This is a genomic window from Ruegeria sp. BHSA123, from assembly GCF_059613425.1.
The window spans coordinates 120487-141751 of sequence record NZ_JBXWSL010000003.1 but is presented as its reverse complement, the minus strand read 5'-3'; the positions used below and the strand labels follow the sequence as shown (position 1 = coordinate 141751).

Here is a 21265-nt window from a genome sequence, read left to right as displayed (position 1 = left end):
TGGACTGTCGCATCCGTGCTTGGTTCGGCAAGATTACCGCCTGTTCAAAGCTGGATTGGCGCTTGAATCCGCCCGTGTCGTAGGAAGGCCCTCTAGCCAGAAAGCTGAGCGCGGGTATTTCAGGCCGCGTTTAACGCGGCCAGAACCTCGGTGCTGACCTCAACACCGTCAGCCTCGGCTGCCGCCCGTTTGGCCAGACGCCCATCACCCGGAACACGGGCGTCCCCGTTGCCGACAATTTCTGTGCAAATGCGCGTGATATATTGATTGAAGGCCGCGTTGCCGAACCGTTTCGGGTCAATCGCAATCAGTGTTGCACCGCCTTTGATGTTAAGGGCTCCGAACGCCTCACGTTCTTGATTGTCCACGGAAAGGGTTCCACCAGCCAGGGCGGCACCCAACACTTCAACCATGAAAGCGATTGCGGCGCCCTTGTGCTCGCCAAATGGTAAAAGGCTGCGGGTTTCCAGGATAGCGTTCGGGTCCGTACTGGGTGCACCGTCAGGGTCCAGACCGGCAGGGTGGGGCAGGTCGTGCCCCTCGGCTGCGGCCATGCGGATATCCATCAAAGCAACCATTGAAGACGCCTGATCCCAGACTATCGGCGCACCGCCCTCGCGCGGACAGGCAAAAGACATCGGGTTGGTGCCAAATACCGGGCGCACCCCGCCTTGCGGCACCACCATGGACAATGAGTTGATCACGGCGAAAGCCACCAGACCAGCTTCGGCCAGCGGTTCGGTGTCAAACCTTAACGCGCCCAGATGGTGGCAATTTGCGCAGGTGAAAGCGGCAATGCCGTTTTCCCGCGTCATTTCGATCAACATGTCGCGGACTTCGGCTGCCGCGACCTGATAGTAGCCGTTATCGGCATCACAGCGCAGAACGCCCGGGGCAACCTTTTCGATCTTTGGCTTCGCATTGCCGTTTGCATAGCCCGAGGTGAAGCTTTGGACATAGACCGGCAGCATACGCAATCCGTGGCTGCGCGGGCCGTCCCGCTCGGACCGGGTAACAATGTCGGCCAGAATATCGCTGCCCTGTGCATTAACTCCGGCATAAACAAGTACGGCTTTCGCCAGCGCCCGAACCTCGGCAAGAGAAAGCGTTTTGATCGAGTGTTCGGTCATCTTTTCAAATCCAGTCTTTTTACTTCAGGGGTCAGGCACGCGCACGTGCGTTGGTGGGATCAACGGCGCAAGTATCGATCACCTCGGCATCGCGCATTTCGTTATGGACCAACACCTGCATCTTTGCACCCGGCGCGGTCATATCGTTTGGTACAAGTGCCATCGCTATGTCGTGGTTGCAATAATAAGAAAACCCACCCGATGTAACGCGACCAATCAGTTCACCGTTTGCATAAACACCTTCATCGAACATCACCGAAGTTTCGCCAAAGGGAAGTTTCAACGTGACCAGCCGTTTGTGATTGCCCTCGTATCTCTGCTTCTCCAGCGCCGCTTTTCCGATGAACTCGCGTCCCTCGGTGACGACAAACCGATCAAGGCTGGCCTCATATGGTGTCATGTCCTTGCAAATCTCACGGTTGATGGCGCGATAGGATTTTTCAAGGCGCATGGACTCCAACGCCTCAAGCCCGAAGGGTTTTACACCGGCTTTCAAAAGCAGGTCGACAAGATGGCGGTTATACCCGACCGGATGGTGCAGTTCCCAGCCCAGCTCGCCTGTGTAAGATACCCGAAGCAGGTGAACGTCTTTGGCATAACCAACTTCACCTTTTTGTGCAGAGAGCCAGGGAAAAGCTGCGTTCGTCAAATCGTTGTCGGTCAGCGGTTGCAAAATCTCGCGCGCCTTGGGACCCGCCAGAGCGATCACACCCAACTGTTCTGAAACGTCTTCAAGGATAACCGATTGATCTTGTGGTAGCAGACGTTGCAGCTGATCCCAGTTATAGGCGCGCCAATTCGGGGTAGAGACCAGATAGAAATCATTCTCGGCATAGCGGACAACTGTGTATTCCGCATCCATGCCACCTTTTGCGTTCAACAACAGCGACAGGCTCATCCGGCCCACTTTAGGCAGTTTGTTTGCCATCAGACCATCCAGCCACCGCGCGGCGCCGGGACCGCGTACAGTAAACTTGGTCATTGGCGACATCTCGATGAACCCGGCCTCTTCGCGGGTGGTGTGCACTTCCTCCTGAACGCGTTCCATGTGATTGGTGCGGCGGAAAGAATGTTCAGGGATCGCCTCTTGCGGCGATTTGGCGAACCAGCGCGGGAATTCATAGCCGTTGAAGCTGGTCCAGACTGCGCCATGCGCCGTCAGCAGATCGTAAGACCCCACGGTTTTCATTGGGCGCGCGTCCGGGAAATCTTCGCCGGGGATATGCGCGTTCATATGTGTGCCCCAGGTTTCGCGAACCTTGTCCATGGTCCAGCGTTTAGAGGCGTAGTCCGAGAAACGGCGCGGGTCCAGTTCCGACATGTCCATGCCCGGATCACCGTCGACGATCCAACGGGCCAGCCGTTCGCCCACGGTGCCGCCCCACAGAATGCCGCCGGGCATCCCTTCGGCCAGCCACAGGTTATTGTGCCCTGGCGCTGGCCCGGCAAGTGGCAATTCGTCCGGCGTCATTTGGAAGGGTCCGCGCGTGTTGGCCTTGATGCCCACCTCGCCAAGGACCGGAACCCGCTCAATAGCCCGTTCCCATTGGGTTTCCACGGCATCGAAATCCTCGGGCAAGAGGTCTGCGCCAAAGTCAGGTGGAACGCTGTCTTCGGCAAACAGCTTCAGGTCCTTGGTGAACTCATAGGGCCCGAACTGAATGCCGCCGACATCTTCGCGTAGATATGCGCCGTAATCCTCATCCCGCAGGATCGGGAACTCGGGCAAACCCTGCGCACGACGTTCCTTGAGCAGTGGAACTGTTTCCGTGGTCCAGTACTGGTGAACGATGGGAATGCAGGGCAGGTCCAGCCCAACGCGTCGGGCATTTTCACGGGCATAATTGCCGGTGGCAAAAACCAAATGCTTGCACGTGATCTCTCCCTGATTGGTGGTCACTTTCCAATGACCGCTTTCCAACTTTTCATACGCCTGTGCTTCGGTGTTCTGATAGACTGTGGCGCCCGCATCTCGCGCCAGCTTTGCCATTGCCATGGTGATGTCGGCCGGGTTCACATAGCCGTCCTCGGTATGCAGGATACCGCCGCGAATATGCTCAGACTGGTTCAGAAGGGGATGAACATCGGCAATTTCCGCGGGCGTCAGCAGTTTGCAGGGCACACCTGCAGCCTCGGCAATCGAGATATATGACTGGAATTCATCCCAACGTTTCTGGGTGTTGGCAACGCGCAGCTGACCCACTTTGCGCAAGCCTACCGACGTACCCATCTTCTGTTCGACTTCTGAATAGATGCGGATGGTTTCCATCGTCATCTTCGACACGTTATGGGACCGCACGAAGGTGACCAGCAGACCGGCGGCATGCCAGGTCGAGCCTGCGGTCAGTGTGGTCCGTTCCAGCATCACCGCATCGCTACAGCCGTGCTGTGTCAGACCGTACAGAATGGACGCGCCCACACATCCGCCGCCAACGACAACAACTTTGGCATGTGATTTCATTCGCCGATTTCCTTCTTGCGACTGATCATGGTGTCAGAAGCTCTGCCTGCCCGAAATCAGTAAGATGAGAACATTCCGAAGTTTTTACGGAAACATGTTGCCAGACAATCGCAAAAAATTTCTCCCGCGGCTTAGTTCAGGTCACCTCTTATCGGGCACCTTCGTATTGGTCGCTGTCTGGGTCTGGGTCATTCAGTGCTGTCCAGGACGACATCATTTTTATATTCCTTGTCTTGTTTCACCTTGTGATGTTAGCGCAAACTGTGCCAGTGAAACCTGATGCCTTTGCAAAACTGGGTTTCTGTTGCCTCAGTATTGCGGCTTACAAATGGGAGGAGCAGGTGTATCTCGGTCTTGATTTGGGGACGTCAGGTCTTCGGGGAATTGTGGTCAGTGAAGACGGTGACGTCGTTGCCGAGGCCGAAGCGAGCGTGAACACATCGACACCGCATCCGGGCTGGTCAGAGCAGGAACCTGCGGATTGGGTTGAAGCGTGTCAAAAGGTCGTTGCCCAGTTGCAGGGGCAAAACAGCGCTGCGTTTTCGGCAGTGCGGGGCATAGGTCTGAGCGGGCATATGCATGGCGCAACGCTTCTGGACCGAAATGGTAGCGTATTGAGGCCCTGTGTCCTTTGGAACGACACAAGGTCTGCCCGTGAAGCTGCCGAACTGGATGCGCTTTCCGCGATGCGATCGATCACCGGAAACATCGTTTTTCCCGGCTTCACTGCGCCCAAGCTGGAATGGATGCGCAGGCATGAACCTGACGTTTTTGAAAAAACCTCCAAAGTCTTGCTCCCCAAAGACTATTTACGCTTCTGGCTGACCGGAGAATACATAAGTGAATTGTCCGACAGCGCGGGTACAGCGTGGTTGGACGTCGGACGTCGGAAATGGTCGGAAACAGCGCTTGAGCTCAGCCACATGCGCCGGGATCAGATGCCCGAACTGGTCGAAGGCAGCGCCGTCGGGGGCGAGCTGAGGGCGGAGATATTGCAGCACTGGGGCCTGACCGGACCCGTAGTCGTTGCGGGCGGGGCAGGCGACAACGCCGCGGCTGCCTGTGGTATAGGAAGTATCGCCGAAGGCAGCGGTTTTCTATCGCTGGGAACGTCGGGTGTGCTGCTGGTTGCCAAGGACAGTTACGCGCCCGCACCGGAAACGGCGGTTCACTGCTTCTGCCACGCGGTGCCGGACCACTGGATTCAAATGGGTGTCATCCTGTCGGCGACCAACAGTCTGAACTGGCTGTCCCGGAACCTCGGCCAATCCGTTGGTGCACTCGCATCGGCGTTGCCGGATACCGTCACCGGGCCGTCGAAGACCAAGTTCCTGCCATATCTGTCGGGGGAACGTACCCCTCATAATGACAGCGCTATCCGGGGGGCGTTTATGGGGCTGGATATTGCGTCGGATCCAGAGGATCTTGCACAGTCCGTGATGGAAGGTGTCTCGTTCGCGCTGCGAGATTGCCTTGAGGCCCTCAGGAGCACGGGAACCAAGCCTGAAAGCCTGATGGTCGTCGGTGGGGGCGCACGATCCCGTTTCTGGGTCGAGACGCTGGCAACTGTTCTGAACATCCCGCTTGCCTTGCCTAAAGGCAGTGAATTCGGAGCCGCCATAGGCGCGGCACGCCTTGCTGCCTGTGCAGTAAAAGATGCAGACCCGGCGGAACTCATGACATCGCCAGAAATCTCTGAAATTGTTCAGCCGCGCGCGGGGTTATTCGACGCCTATGAGGCTGAATATCAAAGATACCGCCAGTTTTATGCGGCACTATCCCCCTTGTCTGCGCCATGATGAAAGGCGTCACTTCCCTACCCATCGAACAGGTTGTTCTGGAAGATGGTGCGATGTCGGTTTCCCTGCTGAGCTATGGGGCGATCACACAAGGTTGGTGGATCGGTGAAACGCCCTTGATCCTGGGCTATCCAAACCCGCAGGAATATCTGACGGACCCATATTATCTGGGTGCAATCGTGGGTCGCGTCGCCAATCGGATCGGTGGCGCAAAGTTTAAAATGCAGGATGCCGCTTATCGCCTGACAGCGAATGAGGGGGAAAACACGCTGCATGGCGGTGCGCTCGGGCTGTCGCGCAGCCACTGGATTATCAGGAAGACTAAGCCGAACCGTGCGGTTCTTTCCTTGACGTCACCTGACGGCGATGATGGTTTTCCCGGAGAAATCAGGTTCGAGATTCATGTCAAGCTGGCTTTTCCACGGCTGACTTACACGATCACCGCATGGCCGGACCGGCCTACGCCGATCAGCATTGCGCAGCACAATTACTATACTCTTGGGCGCCAAAGCGGTATTCTTGACAGCCGGTTGGCCCTGAATTCAAAGCGGGTACTGGAACTGGACGACAGCTCCATTCCGACAGGCGTCGTGAATGAGATCGAAAACCAAGGGCTGGATTTCTCATCCGTGCGCGTTATCGGTGATGAGGGGCGTGGCCTTGACCACTACTTCGTGTTTGAAGAGGCGGGCAAATCAAATCGACCGGTTGCAACGGTTGAAACACCGTCAGGTTTGCGCATGAATGTTTACTCTGATCAGCCCGGCGCGCAGGTCTATTCCGCCGCGCACCTGTCTGATCCTTTCACGCCATGCGCAGGGCTTTGCATTGAGCCTTCCGGTTACACGGACGCTGTGAACCACCCCTTGTTTCCGTCCGTCATCTATTCTCCGGACAAACCCTATAAACAAGTTCTGACGTTGGAAATCTCAGGGGATCAGGTATGAGAGTTGGGATATCGGTGTATGCTCTGGCCTTTTGCGTGACACTGTCGGCGGCGCAGGCGCAGGACCTCGGGCCGCTTCCTCAATTTGTAGAACCGGACCTTGCCAAGGTCGAACTGGGACAGTTGCTGTTTTACGACCCGATCCTGTCGGGGAACAAAAACATCAGCTGCGCCACTTGTCATCATCCGAAACTGGGAACGTCAGACGCGCTGTCTCTGGGTATCGGTGAAGGCGGTGTGGGGCTGGGGGCAGCGCGCAGGCTTGATCAGGAAAACATGCCCGAGCAGCGCATTCCCCGAAATGCACCGGGGCTGTGGAACCTTGGGGCGCTGGAATTCACCACCTTCTTTCATGACGGGCGTCTTGAGGCAGACCCGTCACAGCCTGACGGGTTCAGAACGCCCTTGGGCACAGATATGAGGCCGGGCTTCCAATCTGCACTGGCCGCGCAAGCGATGTTCCCGGTCTTGTCGGCTGACGAAATGGCGGGCCACTATTCGGAAAACGAAGTGAGCAAAGCCGTACGTCTTGGTTTGCTGACCCAAAAGGATGGCGCATGGGATCTTATCGCGGCGCGTGTTGCCGCAATCCCGGAATACAGGACACGCTTTGACCAGCTCGCGCCCGGAGAAGAGATCACTTTTACCGCAATCGCCAATATCATTGCTGATTTCATCGCTTTTGAATGGCGCGCTGACAACAGCCTGTTTGATCGTGCGCTGCAAGGAAAAGAGGTGCTGCCCGAGCAGGCGCAAATGGGGCTTGACCTTTTTTACGGCAAGGCCGGGTGCAGCACCTGCCATTCCGGCTGGTTCCAGACGGATCATGGGTTTCATTCTATCGCCATGCCGCAAATCGGGCCGGGAAAAGCCGCCCGGTTCGAGAACCATGTTCGCGATGACGGGCGATTGCGTGTGACGGGCAATGCGGATGACACCTTCACATTTCGCACGCCATCCTTGCGTAATGTAACCCTGACGGCACCCTATGGTCACAACGGAGCCTACGCGCGGCTTGAAGATGTTGTCCGTCATCATCTGGATCCGGTCGCAGCTTTGCGCAGCTACTCGATCGAAAAAGCAGCGTTGCCAGAGTTTCCGGGCGCGGAAGATCAAAAAGCCTTGCTCGACCCCACGTTGATCGAGGCGATTGCAGCGTCGAATGAACTGGCCCCAATCAGCCTGAGTGATGACGAGGTGAACGCCATTCTAAGTTTCCTCAGCACACTGGAAGACCCGGCAGTCCGGCTGGGTGTGCCTGCGCATGTGCCCAGCGGTTTGCCTGTTGATCAATGATCAGCGGTCGATGCGAAGCACCTGATTGCTTCTGAAGGGCTGCCAATCACCAACTGTGCCGTCTGGCCAGATAACCCGCAGCGCCAGTTCGTCCGCGTTGCCCAGGCCAAAGTGATGAAGCCCTGAGATGCCGCTTGCGTGACCGCCGCCAATGGTCACTTCCCGTGTTTGAATTCCGTCGGTGGTTTTGACCTCGATGAAGCTGCCGACAGCTGCGCGGTTGGAACGATCCTGGCCAAGATCAACCTGAACCCAGTTTCCAAGTTGTTGTTCGTTCTGAAATACTTCAAGCGCTGACCCGCGATTGACCACGACCAGATCAAGCGATCCATCCCCGTTCAGGTCCGCCAGGGCTCCACCGCGGGACTTGCCCATAGAGGCGACACCCGCCGCTGAGGCAGCCTCGAAAAACTGATCATCTGCGGATTGCAGCAACAGGTTGTTGGGGTCAGTTTGCGCTGCATCGGGCATCTGTTCGACATTGCCCTTGGCGACAAATATGTCGTCGCGCCCGTCGTTGTTGACGTCACCGAACTGCGCATGCCAGCCGGTTGAGGGGCGGCCATCGCCACCAACATGCGGCCTGTGCGCCGTTGTTCCCCGGTCATAAGTCGCGTCGCGCCATGTCGGCCCCTCGGCAGTGGGATCAAAGATCTGAAACTTCTGGTCCCCCATCGAGGTCAGGTAAACATCCGGGAAGCCGTCCCCTGATATATCCCTTGATGCAATCCCCATGCCCCAGATCGAATAGGGCAGCCACCCATCTTCCGGCGCGTAAAGGCGTGGCGTGTCTTCCATAGCCCAAAGCTGCTCTTGCCCGCCGCGCACATAGTAATGGCGGTCGTTACTGACACGCAGGTCCGCGCGCCCGCTGCGCGCCCAGTCGGAAAACAGAATGGACAAGGAACAATGTCCCGGTGCCAGGTGGAGAGGTGGGCCATAGGCCGCCCCTTCGGGGCGATACAAAAGCGTCGGCCCGCAGGCTTCAAACGGGCCATCGGGGTTGGTTCGGTCGACATATGTTCCAAAAGCCAGTGTCGGCAGGGTTTGACCGCTTTCCCAAGTGGCGGAGAATCCGGTGGTCCAGTGATCCTGAGACTGGAAATTCAACGAGGTGAACGGTTCGAATGCGCAATTTGGTTTGCCACGCAACAAAACGTCTTCACCAACGCGCAATACTGCCAGGTCCACAAACCCGTCTCCATCGATATCCAGTGGGTAAGCGCCGGTCACGCCGGTCAGAGACAGTGCGCTTGGCGTTTCTGACCGAAAACTGACATTGGGTCCTGATGTGTTGACAAACAATTGAGCCGGATTAGTTCCTCCTGCGGCAAACAGCTCGGGCCGATCATCGCCGTTGCAGTCAAAAACGGCAACGCCTCCGCCGACGAAGTGCTCCCACCCGCCGTCGTAAACATGGCTGGGGACGTCGATGCTGTGAAACTGTGGCAGGCTGATGTCAGCCAAGGCGGCAGACGCTGTCGCTAGCAGGATCGTCAGTTCAACTCGCATTTTCCGCCAGTTCCCTGACTTTCAAAATCGAGACTTGTTCGATCCCATAGGCCGCCGCCCCTTTTGCCCACATTGAATCCCCCCAATGGTTTACGTTGATTTCAGGCAGCGGCGCGTCAACGCTGACAACACCGTTATTGATGCGGGTCATCACTGCGTCGGAATGCAGGTATTCAAAGCTGCCTCGGGTGCCGGACAGGATGATACATTCCGGATCGAACAGATTGATCAGGTTGGAAAGCCCCATTCCAAACATCTGACCAGCGCGCGACAAAACGGAAATGGACCGGGCATCACCGGATTGGGCAGCTGCGTGAATATCAGCAAGATTGTGCGGGTCAGTAGCCTGGCTGGCAATGGTTGCCTCGCGGATCAGGGCATATTCCCCAACATAAGCTTCAAGGCATCCGCGCTGCCCGCACTGACATAACGCGCCATCCAGCTGAACTTTGACATGCCCGAATTCCGCACCGCAGCCGCGCTCGCCGCGATATAGCTTGCCATCCAACACAATGCCCAGACCAATGCCGTGTTCTATCGTGACAACCAGAAAGTTCTTCAACCCTTTGCCAAGCCCGAAAAGCTGTTCGGCCTTTGCAACCAGATTAGCGTCATTCTCGATGAACGCGGGGCAGGGGAGCACTTGAGACAGAAGCGGGCTCAGATCCACGTTGCGCACTGTCAGCGAAGATGACCAATGTACAAAGTTCCGCTCTGCGTCGACCAGTCCGGCAATGCCTATGCAGACGCCGGAAACCTCTGTCAGGGACCTGCTTGCAGAGACGCAAGCCTGGTCCAGCGCCGCGCATATCTTTTTTGCAAACGCCTCCGGGGCCATCCGGGCCTCCTCCAGCGGATGAGTGTAAGAGGTGATCTCGGTGCCTTCAAAATCGACCAGGATGACTGAAATCTGGTGCCGGGCCACTTTTACACCGGCAATCAGGTGACATCCGCCATGCAGCTTCAGCAGCACACGTGGTCTGCCGCGGCGCGCGGATTTTGACGGTGTTTCGCTTTCGATTTCCTGAATCAGACCAGCTGAAAGCAGATCTGACGTTGCCGCCGTCACTGTCGCTGGGCTGGTCTCAAGCGCGCTTGCAATGTCGATCCGCGATATCGCCCCGGTCGACCGGATTTGTTCCAGCACGCGCAAACGGGTGGTGTTTCGTTGATCCGTAGCGTTTGAAGAAACCTTGCTTTTCAGCATCCTGCCCTCGCGAATCTGGTGATTTCCTAAGCGTAAGCGGTTTTTCTTCTTTCCGGTAGCATAAATATTTTACTGACTGAAATAAATATGATACTCAGAATTGTGAGAGCCACGAATCATGAAGCGATGGCTCGATAAACCGGGAGGAAATCATGAAACGAATTCTCAGCGCTTCTGCTGTGGCCGTCCTGATGGGAACGGTTGCGTTTGCAGAAACCACGGTCGGTGTCAGCTGGTCGAACTTCCAGGAAGAGCGCTGGAAAACCGACGAAGCGGCGATCAAAGCCGCGCTTGAGGCAGGCGGTGCCGAGTATATTTCGGCAGATGCGCAATCGTCGTCGGCCAAGCAATTGTCGGATATTGAAAGCCTGATCGCCCAGGGTGTTGATGCGCTGATCATTCTGGCGCAGGATTCCCAGGCCATCGGTCCAGCTGTTCAGGCAGCAGCCGACGAAGGTATCCCAGTCATCGCTTATGACCGTTTGATCGAAGATGATCGGGCCTTCTACCTGACCTTTGACAATGTCGAAGTCGGTCGTATGCAGGCGCGCGCGGTGTTCGACGCGATGCCCAAGGGAAACTATGTGATGATCAAGGGCTCGCCAACCGACCCGAACGCGGATTTCCTGCGCGGTGGCCAACAGGAGATCATCCAGGGCGCTGTTGACAGTGGTGACATTGTGATCGTCGGCGAAGCCTATACCGATGGCTGGCTGCCTGCGAACGCGCAGCGCAACATGGAACAGATCCTGACGGCCAACGAAAACAAAGTCGATGCTGTGGTCGCGTCAAATGACGGAACTGCAGGCGGTGTTGTTGCTGCACTGACCGCACAAGGTATGGACGGCATTCCGGTGTCGGGTCAGGATGGCGACCATGCGGCGCTGAACCGGGTGGCCAAAGGCACGCAAACCGTTTCGGTCTGGAAAGACGCACGTGAGCTGGGCAGAGCCGCAGGTGAAATTGCGGTCGCGCTGAGCGGTGGAACGGCTGCGGCAGACGTTGAAGGCGCGGTCAGCTGGACTTCGCCAGGTGGAACCGAGATGACGTCAGTCTTCCTGGCACCTGTGCCGATCACAAAAGACAACCTGTCCGTTGTGGTCGATGCTGGCTGGATTCCGCTGGAACACCTGTGCCAGGGCGTCGAAAACGGTCCTGCACCCTGTAACTAAGTCAAGTCTCCAAACCATAACGTCTCTGGCCCGCAAGGTCGGGCCAGAGACCATAGCTGAACATGAAAGATCGGATATGACCGAAACTTCGTCTCAGCCGGTACCCCAAAAAGCAAAGGCCAGCCTGTTCCAGCAACTGGAACTGGACATGCGGCTATTGGGCATGATCGGCGCCTTCATCATCCTGTGCATCGGCTTCAACATCGTAACGGATGGCCGTTTTCTGACGCCCAGAAACCTGTTCAACCTGTCGATTCAGACGGTCTCGGTCGCGATCATGGCCTGTGGCATGGTGTTCATTATCGTGATGCGCCACATTGATCTTTCGGTCGGCGCGCTGCTGGCGACCACATCCGCCGTCATGGCGATGACCCAGACCGAGCTTCTGCCGAACGTGCTGGGGCTAGGTTTGAATCACCCGGCCACCTGGGCAATCACCCTTGTTGTCGGCCTTGCAGTTGGAACCTTGATCGGCGCATTCCACGGTTGGATGGTCGGCTATCTGACCATACCGGCCTTTATCGTGACGCTTGGCGGTTTTCTGGTCTGGCGCAACGTCGCCTGGTACATGACCGATGGCCAGACTATCGGCCCGCTGGACAGCACCTTCCTGATATTTGGCGGAACCAACGGGACATTGGGAACAACGGTCAGCCTTCTGTTCGGCCTTGCCGCCACCGCTATTGCGGTTTGGGCGTTGTGGAGCGGTCGACGCTCCAAGGCTGCCCATGGGTTTCCTGTGAAACCGGTTTGGGCTGAAACTACATTGGCGGGGATCATTGGCATCGCCATTATGGGCTATGTCTTGATCGTCAACAGCTACTCGATTCCCACCCGCAGGCTGGAACGTATGTTCGAAGCGCGCGGCGAGGCCCTGCCTGAGGGGCTTGTTGTGGGTTATGGTATCCCGATCTCGGTTCTGATCCTGATCCTTGTTGCGGTAACCTTGACTGTTGTGGCCCGCAAAACCCGCTTTGGCCGCTATATCTTTGCCACGGGGGGCAACCCGGATGCGGCGGAACTGTCGGGCATCAACACTCGCATGATGACCGTCAAGATCTTTGCCCTGATGGGGTTCCTGTGTGCGCTGTCGGCGGTCGTGGCTTCGGCCCGCCTGGCCAACCACTCGAACGATATCGGCACATTGGATGAGCTGCGCGTGATTGCTGCGGCCGTAATCGGCGGCACGGCGCTGTCCGGTGGTATCGGTACGATCTACGGCGCGATCCTTGGCGCGCTGATCATGCAGGCGCTTCAATCGGGCATGGCTATGGTTGGCGTGGACGCACCGTTTCAGAACATCGTCGTGGGCACCGTTCTGGTTTTGGCCGTCTATATCGACATCGTCTATCGCAAACGTCTGGGAGCGAAATGATGCAAGCACAAGAAACACAGAACCAAACTTCGGGCCGAGGGTCCGGCCAGCCTCCGCTTGTCGAAATGCGCGATATCTCGATTTCGTTCGGCGGCATCAAGGCGGTGGACCGTGTCTCGGTCGACTTGTACCCGGGCGAGGTTGTTGGCCTTCTGGGCCACAACGGGGCCGGTAAATCTACGCTGATCAAGGTGCTTTCGGGTGCCTATCAGAAGGACCACGGAGAGATCCTGATCGACGGCAAGAAGGTTGAGATCAACAACCCCCGCGATGCGCGTGCCAACAATATCGAGACGATCTATCAGACGCTGGCCTTGGCGGACAATCTGGATGCAAGTTCGAACCTTTTCCTGGGGCGGGAGATGGTCACGCCTTTCGGGCTGGTCAACGATGCCGCGATGGAGGCCGAATGCCGCAAGATCATGGCACAGTTGAACCCGAACTTTCAGAAGTTCAACGACCCGGTCTCGGCGCTATCCGGTGGTCAGCGGCAGTCGGTGGCCATCGCGCGTGCGGTATATTTCAATGCGCGCATCCTGATCATGGACGAGCCCACAGCCGCGCTTGGCCCGCACGAAACACAGATGGTGGCGGACCTGATCCAGCAGCTCAAGGCGCAAGGGATCGGAATTTTCCTGATCGACCACGATGTGCATGCAGTAATGGAGTTGTGCGACCGGGCTTCGGTCATGAAAAACGGGCAACTGGTTGGCACAGTCGACATCGCCGATGTCACGGATGACGATTTGCTGTCGATGATCATTCTGGGCAAGAAGCCCGGTGAAAAGTCGGAATGAGGCAAAAGAGATGACGAGCGGTTTCTTTCAGGGGATCGAGCAGGTCCAATTCGAGGGCGAGAACAGTAAGAACCCGCTCGCATTCCGTCACTACAACCCGGACGAGATCGTGATGGGTAAGCGCATGGAGGATCACCTGCGTTTTGCCGTGGCGTGGTGGCACTCGTTTGCCTGGGAAGGCGGGGATCCGTTTGGTGGCTCGACTTTTGAACGCCCATGGCATCCGCAAGACGACATGGGCCGCGCCAAGATGAAGGCCGATATCGCCTTTGAGATGTTTCAGATCCTGGGACAGCCCTATTTCTGCTGGCATGACGCGGATATCCGCCCTGAGCATGGGAACTTCGCCGACAATCTGCGCACGCTGAATGAGATCACCGATTATATCGGTGAAAAGATGCAGGCATCCGGCACCAAGCTGTTGTGGGGAACGGCCAACATGTTCAGCCACCGTCGCTGGATGGGGGGTGCCAGCACCAACCCCGACCCCGACGTCTTTGCTTTCGCTGCCGCCACGGTGAAATCCTGTTTGGACGCGACCCACAAACTGGGCGGCGAGAACTATGTGCTTTGGGGTGGACGCGAGGGCTACGAGACGCTGCTCAATACCGACATGAAGGCCGAACTGGATCATATGGGCCGGTTCCTGAACATGGTGGTCGAGTACAAGCACAAGATCGGCTTCAAAGGCACGATCCTCGTCGAACCCAAACCGCAGGAGCCGTCCAAGCATCAATATGATTTCGATGCGGCAACCTGTATCGGTTTCCTGCGCAAGTACGGCCTCGAGGATGAGGTCAAGCTGAACCTGGAACAAGGGCACGCAATCCTGGCAGGACACAGTTTCGAACATGAGATCGCTGTTGCTGCGGCTGAGGGTATGCTTGGGTCCATCGACATGAACCGGAACGATTACCAGTCCGGGTGGGATACGGATCAGTTCCCCAACAACACGCCCGAAGTCGCGCTGGCTTATTACCACATCCTGAAAGCGGGCGGGTTTACCACGGGTGGCACCAACTTCGACGCTAAACTTCGCAGGCAATCCATCGACGCCGAAGACCTGATCGCTGCGCATGTGGGCGGGATGGATATCTGTGCCCGGGGCCTGAAAGCGGCAGCTGCGATGCTTGAAGATGGTGGTCTGGAACAGGCGCTGGCCGACCGGTATGCAGGCTGGAAAACGCCTAAAGCTCAGGCGATGCTAACCTCTGGCCTCGACGAGATTGCAGCGCGGGTGATTGCCGAAGACCTCAATCCTCAGCCACGCTCGGGGCGTCAGGAAGTGCTTGAGAATTACGTGAACCGCTTTGTGTGATTCCTGTCGGCTCAGCCTGAACTGAAATAATCGGTGTACAAAGCCCCGGAAACGCGTGAGTTTACTTAGGCGTTGCCCGGGGCTTTCCCTTGTCGAACGCAGTGGCATCATGGGCCCGTCTGGGTCGCGCAGATGGGACGACCAGAGTATTGGTGGAAAAATCATCAGGTAAGGCAATCTTTCTAAGTGGCAACCTGATGCTGCATGTGACGCGCATGTCGCTGACCACGAGCATTGGATTGATGGCGATCTTTGCTGTCGATTTTGTCGATATGGTCTTTATCTCGATGCTGGGCAACGACGCGCTGGCCGCAGCGGTAGGTTATGCCGGGACGCTGCTGTTTTTTACGAACGCCATCAATATCGGTCTGTCGATTTCTGCCGGGGCGCTGGTCGCGCGTGAGTTGGGCGGCGGGCGGGTCGAACAGGCAAGGCAATACGCGTCCAGTGTCGCCGTGCTGGGGCTGATCGTCGGGTTGGTAACCTCCGTTTTGGTGCTGCTGAACGTCAGCTTTCTGCTGTCGCTGCTTGGCGCAAAGGGCGAGGTTTTGCGGCTGGCGACGCGCTATGTGTCGATCATTCTGCCGACTATGTGGGTGATGTCGATTGCGATGGCAGCGATGGCTGTGCTGCGCGCCCACGGCGATGCGCGCCGATCAATGATGGCAACGATTTACGGCGGCGTTGTGAATGCAGTTCTTGACCCGATTTTGATATTTGCCGTTGGACTGGGGTTGGATGGGGCCGCGATAGCCTCAGTTCTGGCGCGGCTATGTATGTTGGGCGCAGCCTTATGGCCCGCGCTGCGGGTGCATCAGGGGTTTGCACGCCCATCGATGAAACAGGTGGCACAGGATTTTCGGCCCGTGCGGGCCATCGCAATCCCCGCTGTTCTGACGAACGTCGCCACGCCGATCGGGAATGCCATCGTTGTTCGGGAAATCGCGCAGTTCGGAACGGATGCAGTTGCGGGTATGGCGGTGATCGGGCGGCTGTTGCCGGTGGCGTTTTCGGTCATCTTTGCGCTGTCCGGCGCGATAGGGCCAATCATCGGGCAGAATTTCGGGGCAGAAAAATTTGATCGCGTGCGCACTGCGTTTCTGGCCGGGATCAAGTTCACCGCAATCTATGTTCTTTGCATGTCGGCTATTTTGTTTTTGCTGCGGTCCCCAATTGCAAATTTGTTCGCAGCCCAGGGGGAAACGCGCGTACTAATTTACTTGTTCTGTGGCCCGCTGGCATTGGCTTCTTTCTTCAACGGTGTGATTTTTGTGACAAATGCCAGTTTCAACAATCTAGGCCATCCGGTCTATTCCACGTGGATAAACTGGGGTCGTCACACCATTGGCACATGGGTGTTTGCCACAATTGGCTCACAAATCGCCGGGGCGTCGGGCGTTCTGTTGGGGCAGGCTTTTGGGGGCGTCATCTTTGCTGTCATAGGATGGGTTCTTGTCGCGCGCGTTGTTGCGCGGCTGGAACGCGTGCAATCGCCCGAGCCTTTTACCGATCAGGGGCGACTTCACTCGCTGTTCGGGCGTCGCGGCTGGTAAGCGATCAGGTCAGTTCCCCTGATTGCGCGCCTCCAGTCGTTCCAAGTTGACCACCGTTGACAGCATCAGGCGGTCATGGCTCCAATCCCGTGTCTGCTGGATTGAGGCCGACCCCAGAGCCAAAAGGGCGCCAAAGATCAGCGTCATGCCGAGGAACAATGCCGGCAAGGCGGGTACCGAAGGCTGAACATCGGTCAGTGCGATTACACGTTGCCGCAGTACGCGCTTTGCCTTGCCGCCTGTCACAAAAGCAACATTCAGAACGCGTGGGCTGTTGGTTGAGATTGTCCGGGCGCAATAGTCCAGCAGGCACGCCGTGTATTCCCGCGCATCAATCCGTTTGCGCGCAACAACCGACTGGTCACAGGCCAACTCGCGCAGCCGGCCGAATTGATACTTGAGCATCAGGTAGGCAGGGTTCCAGAACAAAAGCGGACGCAGCAGCTCAAACCCCAGTTCCCATTCCACATCACCAGTACGGATATGCTGAAACTCGTGAGCGAGCGCAAAACGCAACTCTCGCGGGGTGTCCAGCAAATGGCTAGGCAGAACGACGTGGCGGCGGCGAAGTCCGCGCACGGCGAACGGCACGGTGATGCGATCGGACAGGCGAATATCCACCTTGGCAGACCGCCGCCAAAGAAAACTGGAATTGACAGTCTGACGGATCGCCATTGCGTCCCGCAAGGCACGCGCGGCGTACACGGCAGCGACACAGGCAAGTATGGCGGCAACGAGGGTGATCACAGGTTGCTGTCCCGACAATGCAAGATCTACCCACCTTTCGCGAGTGTTCAGCAGTGCTTCAAACTGCGTCGCAGGCATTGCGATGTCACCGCGCAGATAGGCCGCAACAGCGATATCACCAAGGGCCACGGCACTGCCCGGCCAAGCGTAGGTCGTCAGCGACGACACGCAAACCGCCAGAAACGGGCTGGCAAGGACGCAGATGCACAGGGTCTTGAGGGCCCGCAACTGTACAACATAGCCATTGCGCAGTGCGGTGCGGCTTAGGGCCGTGCGGGTCATCAGCCAGATGACCGCCGAAAAGGCCAGCACGATGTTGAGTTCGATGAATGCGTCGAGAACCGGTCTAACCGCTGTCATTTTGCAGTCTCCTCTCTACCAGTGCTCGAATTTCCTCCAGGTCGGCTTCGCTCAGCCCCGCGTCGTCGACCAGCCGCGCCACCAGTGTGGCGGGGGTGTCGTCAAAAAGCGTGCGCGACAGATTTTGCAGCGAACGGGCCTGATATCTGTCCTTTTCCAGAAGCGGCGTATAGATCAGGGTTTTTCCCGACTTTTGGCTTTCCACAAAACCCTTCTCGTCCAGAATGCGCAGGATCGTGGCCCCGGATGTATAGGCCAGGTTGCGTTCTGACGGCAGGCGGTCCAGGACATCACGCACCGAGCCTTGCCCGAGGGCCCAGAGCTCGTTCATGAACTCCAGTTCGACCTCGGTCAGCAGATTTGTCGTCTTTTTCTTTCGCATCGGTCTCGGTGTCGTCATGGTTATTATGCCTGACAGACAAGCATCCTTTCGCGATTTCTCAAAGTCTAAACTTTCCAGAACACAAAAACGCCCCAGCCAATCGACAGGAATAGCGGTGTCCAGACCGGTTGCCCGACCAATCCAAGCCACGCCAGGAAAATGTACGCGGACCCCAGAAGGGTAATGAACAGGCGATCCCCTAGCGTGGTTGTCAGCCCCAGAACCCCGCGTCGTTCAATCCCGTCGCGGAACTTGAAACCTTCCAGCAGGCCAATGCATGCTATGGCCGAGAAGATGCCGACAAACACGGCCAGCGTGGCAGGTGTCCATGCCATCCAGAAATCGGGCCACAAGGGGTCCGTCCACGAGAACCCTTTTTCGGCCTCCTGTCCGACATTGCCCCATCCGGCCTTGGCCTGAGCAAAGGCTGCTGAGGGCACGAAGGGGAGGGTGAGAAGCAGTTTTCGCATGTCGAACCTCACACTCGTCCCATCGCGAAGCCACGCGCGATGTAGTTGCGAACAAACCAGATGACGATGGCACCGGGGATGATGGTCAGGGTGCCCGCAGCGGCCAGCAGACCCAACTCGTACCCGGCACTGGATGCTGTGCGGGTCATCACGGCAGCGATGGGTTTGGCCTCAACCGCAGTCAGGGTCTTGGCCAGCAGCATTTCCACCCATGAGAACATGAAGCAGAAGAACGCCGCGACACCGACACCTGCCTTGATGTTGGGCAGGAAGATTGTCACGAAGAAGCGCGGGAACGAATATCCATCCACATAGGCGGTTTCATCCAACTCCTTTGGGATACCACGCATGAACCCTTCCAGAATCCACACCGCCAGCGGCACGTTGAACAGCGTATGGGCCAAAGCCACGGCCAGATAGGTGTCGAAAAGGTGGATCGACGAATAGAGCTGGAAGAATGGCAGGGCGAACACGGCCGCCGGGGCCATGCGGTTGGTCAACAGCCAGAAGAACAGCTGCTTGTCGCCGAGGAACCGATAGCGTGAGAACGCATAAGCCGCAGGCAGGGCAACGCAGACGGAAAGCACTGTGTTCAGAGTCACATAGGTAATCGAGTTGATGTAACCCCAGTACCACGTCGGGTCAGTGAAGATGGTGATATAGTTTTCCAGCGTAAAAGTCTGGGGAAACAAGGAAAAGCCCGACAGGATCTCGTTCGTGGTCTTGAAGGACATCGCCACCAGCCAATAGATCGGAAGCATCAGGAACGCTATATAGAGGATCGGGATGATGGACCGCTTTTTCATTCTGCGTCGTCCTTTGTCATCAGGGTGTAGAAGAGCCACGACACCAGCAGCGTGATGGCGAAATAAATCAGGCTCATCGCTGCCGCCGGGCCAAGGTCGAACTGCCCCAGCGCGATCTTCACAAGGTCAATCGACAGCAGGGTGGTCGAGTTGCCGGGACCGCCCCCGGTCAGAACAAAAGGCTCGGTATAGATATTGAAGCTGTCCATGAACCGCAGCAGAACCGCGATGGTCAGAACCGTCTTCATCTTTGGCAGCTGGATATAGCGGAACACCGACCACGGGCTGGCGCCGTCGATTTTGGCGGCCTGATAATAGGCGTCGGGGATTGATACGAGGCCCGCATAGCACAGCAGCACGACCAGCGACGTCCAGTGCCACACATCCATGACGATGACGGTTATCCAGGCCGAAAGCGGCTGTTGCGTCATGTCATAGTTGATGCCTAGCACGTCATTCAGGAAATATCCCAGCAATCCAATCTTGGGCAGGGTGAAGATGTTCCACATCGACCCTACAACGTTCCAAGGGATCAGCATCGGCAAGGCCATCAGCACCAGACAGACAGGCACCCAAAAGCCTTTGCGCGGCATCGACAGGGCGACGATGATGCCCAGCGGTACCTCGATGATTAGGATCAGGAAGGTGAACAGAAACTGCCGTCCAAGTGCTGCCTGAAACCGGTCGGATCGCAGGATCTGTTCGAACCAGCCCAGTCCTTCCCAGAAGAACTGGTTGTTGCCGAAGGTTTCCTGCACCGAGTAATTGACCACCGTCATCATAGGCACCAGCGCGTTGAACGCTACCAGCGCAAGTACGGGCAGGACAAAGAACCACGCCTTTTGGTTTTCCGTTCTCATTGCACCCGCTCCTGAGTTGCGATCCAGCCGTCGCGGTAGACGCGGGATTGTTCGGGTTTGAATTGCAAAAAGACCTGTGATCCCGGTTCCGGTACACTATGTTCAGTCACGACCTTGAGGGCGGTGTTGCCGACCACGGCGCTGACCACATAGTGGCGGCCGATATCGGCGACCTTGGTCACATGTGCCGGAATGCCAGTGTCGCCGAAACCTACATATTCCGGGCGGATACCCAGATCGGTGCGGCCGCCGTCACCATGTGTGGGACCTTCCAGCATGACCTCGTGCCCTTCAAATACGGCGCGGTCGCCTTTGGCTTCACACGGAAGGACATTCATACCCGGCGAGCCGATGAAATGGCCGACAAATGTGTGCTGCGGCCGTTCAAACAGTTCGACCGGCGTTCCGATCTGAACCACTTCACCGTCTTGCATTACCACCACCTCGTCGGCGAAGGTCAGCGCCTCGGTCTGGTCGTGTGTCACGTAGATCATTGTGGCCTGCACGCGCTGGTGCAGCTCTTTCAGCTTGGATCGCAGTTTCCATTTCAGGTGCGGGTCGATCACGGTCAGCGGTTCATCGAACATCACCGCATTCACGTCGTCGCGAACAAGGCCGCGACCCATCGAGATCTTCTGCTTGTTGTCCGGGCTCAGGCCCGATGCGCGGGTGTTCAACATATCCGTAACATCCAGCATCTCGGCGATTTCCAGAACACGGCGCTTGATTGTCGCAGGATCAACCCCCCGGTTTTTCAGCGGGAAGGCCAGGTTCTCGCCCACGGTCATCGTGTCGTAGATCACCGGAAATTGGAAAACCTGCGCGATGTTGCGTTGGTCCGGGGGCAGGGCGGTGACGTCCTGATCATCGAACAATATCCGGCCTTCCGAGGGGGTAAGAAGACCGGATATGATGTTCAGCAGCGTTGACTTGCCACAACCTGACGGTCCCAACAGTGCATAGGCCCCGCCATCGCGCCACGTGACGTCGATTTCCTTGAGCGCATAGTCCTCGGGGCCTTTTGGCGATGGCAAATAGCTGTGTCGGAGGTTTGAAAGCTTGATCTGTGCCATG

At 57.2% G+C, this 21265-nt stretch carries 18 protein-coding genes; 8 read left to right on the top strand and 10 right to left on the bottom strand.

Annotated features, from left to right (window positions below):
- Nucleotides 1-119: 119 nt before the first annotated feature.
- Nucleotides 120-1130, bottom strand: a complete 1011-nt coding sequence (locus AC2FNC_RS02805) for an Ldh family oxidoreductase (RefSeq protein WP_496714558.1) — start codon at nt 1128-1130, stop codon at nt 120-122.
- 31 nt (nt 1131-1161) lie between these two features.
- Nucleotides 1162-3591: a GcvT family protein gene (locus AC2FNC_RS02800; RefSeq protein WP_496714557.1), complete on the bottom strand. Its 2430-nt coding sequence runs from the start codon at nt 3589-3591 to the stop codon at nt 1162-1164.
- Nucleotides 3592-3932: 341 nt separating this feature from the next.
- Between AC2FNC_RS02800 and xylB the strand changes: the two genes are divergently transcribed.
- Genes xylB through AC2FNC_RS02785 form a run of 3 tightly spaced genes read left to right on the top strand, consistent with a single transcriptional unit; the run spans nt 3933 to nt 7632 of the window.
- Nucleotides 3933-5390, top strand: coding sequence for a xylulokinase (xylB, locus tag AC2FNC_RS02795; protein WP_496714556.1), 1458 nt, complete (start codon nt 3933-3935; stop codon nt 5388-5390).
- Nucleotides 5387-6337: an aldose epimerase family protein gene (locus AC2FNC_RS02790; RefSeq protein ID WP_496714555.1), complete on the top strand. Its 951-nt coding sequence runs from the start codon at nt 5387-5389 to the stop codon at nt 6335-6337. Before xylB ends, AC2FNC_RS02790 begins: the two co-directional genes overlap by 4 nt.
- A complete protein-coding gene (locus AC2FNC_RS02785; protein WP_496714554.1) occupies nt 6334-7632 on the top strand; it encodes a cytochrome-c peroxidase in 1299 nt (432 codons plus the stop codon). The genes AC2FNC_RS02790 and AC2FNC_RS02785 overlap by 4 nt, the downstream gene beginning before the upstream one ends.
- On the opposite strand, the gene AC2FNC_RS02780 is transcribed toward AC2FNC_RS02785, so the two are convergent.
- Both AC2FNC_RS02780 and AC2FNC_RS02775 read right to left on the bottom strand, forming a co-directional pair.
- Nucleotides 7633-9144, bottom strand: a complete 1512-nt coding sequence (locus AC2FNC_RS02780) for a CRTAC1 family protein (RefSeq protein ID WP_496714553.1) — start codon at nt 9142-9144, stop codon at nt 7633-7635.
- Nucleotides 9134-10351: an ROK family transcriptional regulator gene (locus tag AC2FNC_RS02775; RefSeq protein WP_496714552.1), complete on the bottom strand. Its 1218-nt coding sequence runs from the start codon at nt 10349-10351 to the stop codon at nt 9134-9136. The genes AC2FNC_RS02780 and AC2FNC_RS02775 overlap by 11 nt, the downstream gene beginning before the upstream one ends.
- Before the next feature lie 152 nt (nt 10352-10503).
- On the opposite strand from AC2FNC_RS02775, the gene xylF reads away from it, so the two are divergent.
- The 5 genes from xylF to AC2FNC_RS02750 all read left to right on the top strand — a co-directional run bounded on the left by xylF (nt 10504) and on the right by AC2FNC_RS02750 (nt 16566).
- Nucleotides 10504-11523 carry a D-xylose ABC transporter substrate-binding protein gene (xylF, locus tag AC2FNC_RS02770; protein ID WP_480516501.1) on the top strand — a complete coding sequence of 340 codons (1020 nt, stop codon included), beginning with the start codon at nt 10504-10506 and terminating at the stop codon, nt 11521-11523.
- A 76-nt stretch (nt 11524-11599) separates the two neighbouring features.
- A complete protein-coding gene (locus AC2FNC_RS02765; protein ID WP_480476360.1) occupies nt 11600-12898 on the top strand; it encodes a sugar ABC transporter permease in 1299 nt (432 codons plus the stop codon).
- Nucleotides 12898-13695 (top strand): ATP-binding cassette domain-containing protein, encoded by a 798-nt coding sequence (locus tag AC2FNC_RS02760; protein WP_496714551.1) that lies wholly within the window; start codon nt 12898-12900, stop codon nt 13693-13695. Before AC2FNC_RS02765 ends, AC2FNC_RS02760 begins: the two co-directional genes overlap by 1 nt.
- 10 nt (nt 13696-13705) lie before the next feature.
- Nucleotides 13706-15013: a xylose isomerase gene (gene xylA, locus AC2FNC_RS02755; protein ID WP_480624290.1), complete on the top strand. Its 1308-nt coding sequence runs from the start codon at nt 13706-13708 to the stop codon at nt 15011-15013.
- Nucleotides 15014-15165: 152 nt separating this feature from the next.
- A complete protein-coding gene (locus tag AC2FNC_RS02750; protein WP_480622362.1) occupies nt 15166-16566 on the top strand; it encodes an MATE family efflux transporter in 1401 nt (466 codons plus the stop codon).
- Between the two features lie 9 nt (nt 16567-16575).
- On the opposite strand, the gene AC2FNC_RS02745 is transcribed toward AC2FNC_RS02750, so the two are convergent.
- The 6 genes from AC2FNC_RS02745 to AC2FNC_RS02720 form a co-directional block, all read right to left on the bottom strand.
- On the bottom strand, nt 16576-17673 hold the full coding sequence (locus tag AC2FNC_RS02745; RefSeq protein ID WP_480554620.1) for a M56 family metallopeptidase: 1098 nt from the start codon (nt 17671-17673) through the stop codon (nt 16576-16578).
- Nucleotides 17660-18055 carry a BlaI/MecI/CopY family transcriptional regulator gene (locus tag AC2FNC_RS02740; protein ID WP_480476368.1) on the bottom strand — a complete coding sequence of 132 codons (396 nt, stop codon included), beginning with the start codon at nt 18053-18055 and terminating at the stop codon, nt 17660-17662. The genes AC2FNC_RS02745 and AC2FNC_RS02740 overlap by 14 nt, the downstream gene beginning before the upstream one ends.
- A gap of 65 nt (nt 18056-18120) precedes the next feature.
- Complete coding sequence (locus tag AC2FNC_RS02735) at nt 18121-18525, bottom strand: DUF2160 domain-containing protein (RefSeq protein ID WP_480604084.1); 405 nt, start codon at nt 18523-18525, stop codon at nt 18121-18123.
- Between the two features lie 8 nt (nt 18526-18533).
- Entirely contained in the window at nt 18534-19331 is a 798-nt protein-coding gene (locus tag AC2FNC_RS02730; protein WP_155139158.1) for a carbohydrate ABC transporter permease, read from the bottom strand.
- The gene (locus AC2FNC_RS02725; protein WP_480493503.1) at nt 19328-20191 is read right to left on the bottom strand and encodes a carbohydrate ABC transporter permease; all 864 of its coding nucleotides are present in this window, start codon (nt 20189-20191) and stop codon (nt 19328-19330) included. The genes AC2FNC_RS02730 and AC2FNC_RS02725 overlap by 4 nt, the downstream gene beginning before the upstream one ends.
- Nucleotides 20188-21264 (bottom strand): ABC transporter ATP-binding protein, encoded by a 1077-nt coding sequence (locus tag AC2FNC_RS02720; protein WP_480476374.1) that lies wholly within the window; start codon nt 21262-21264, stop codon nt 20188-20190. Before AC2FNC_RS02720 ends, AC2FNC_RS02725 begins: the two co-directional genes overlap by 4 nt.
- Nucleotide 21265: the final 1 nt, after the last annotated feature.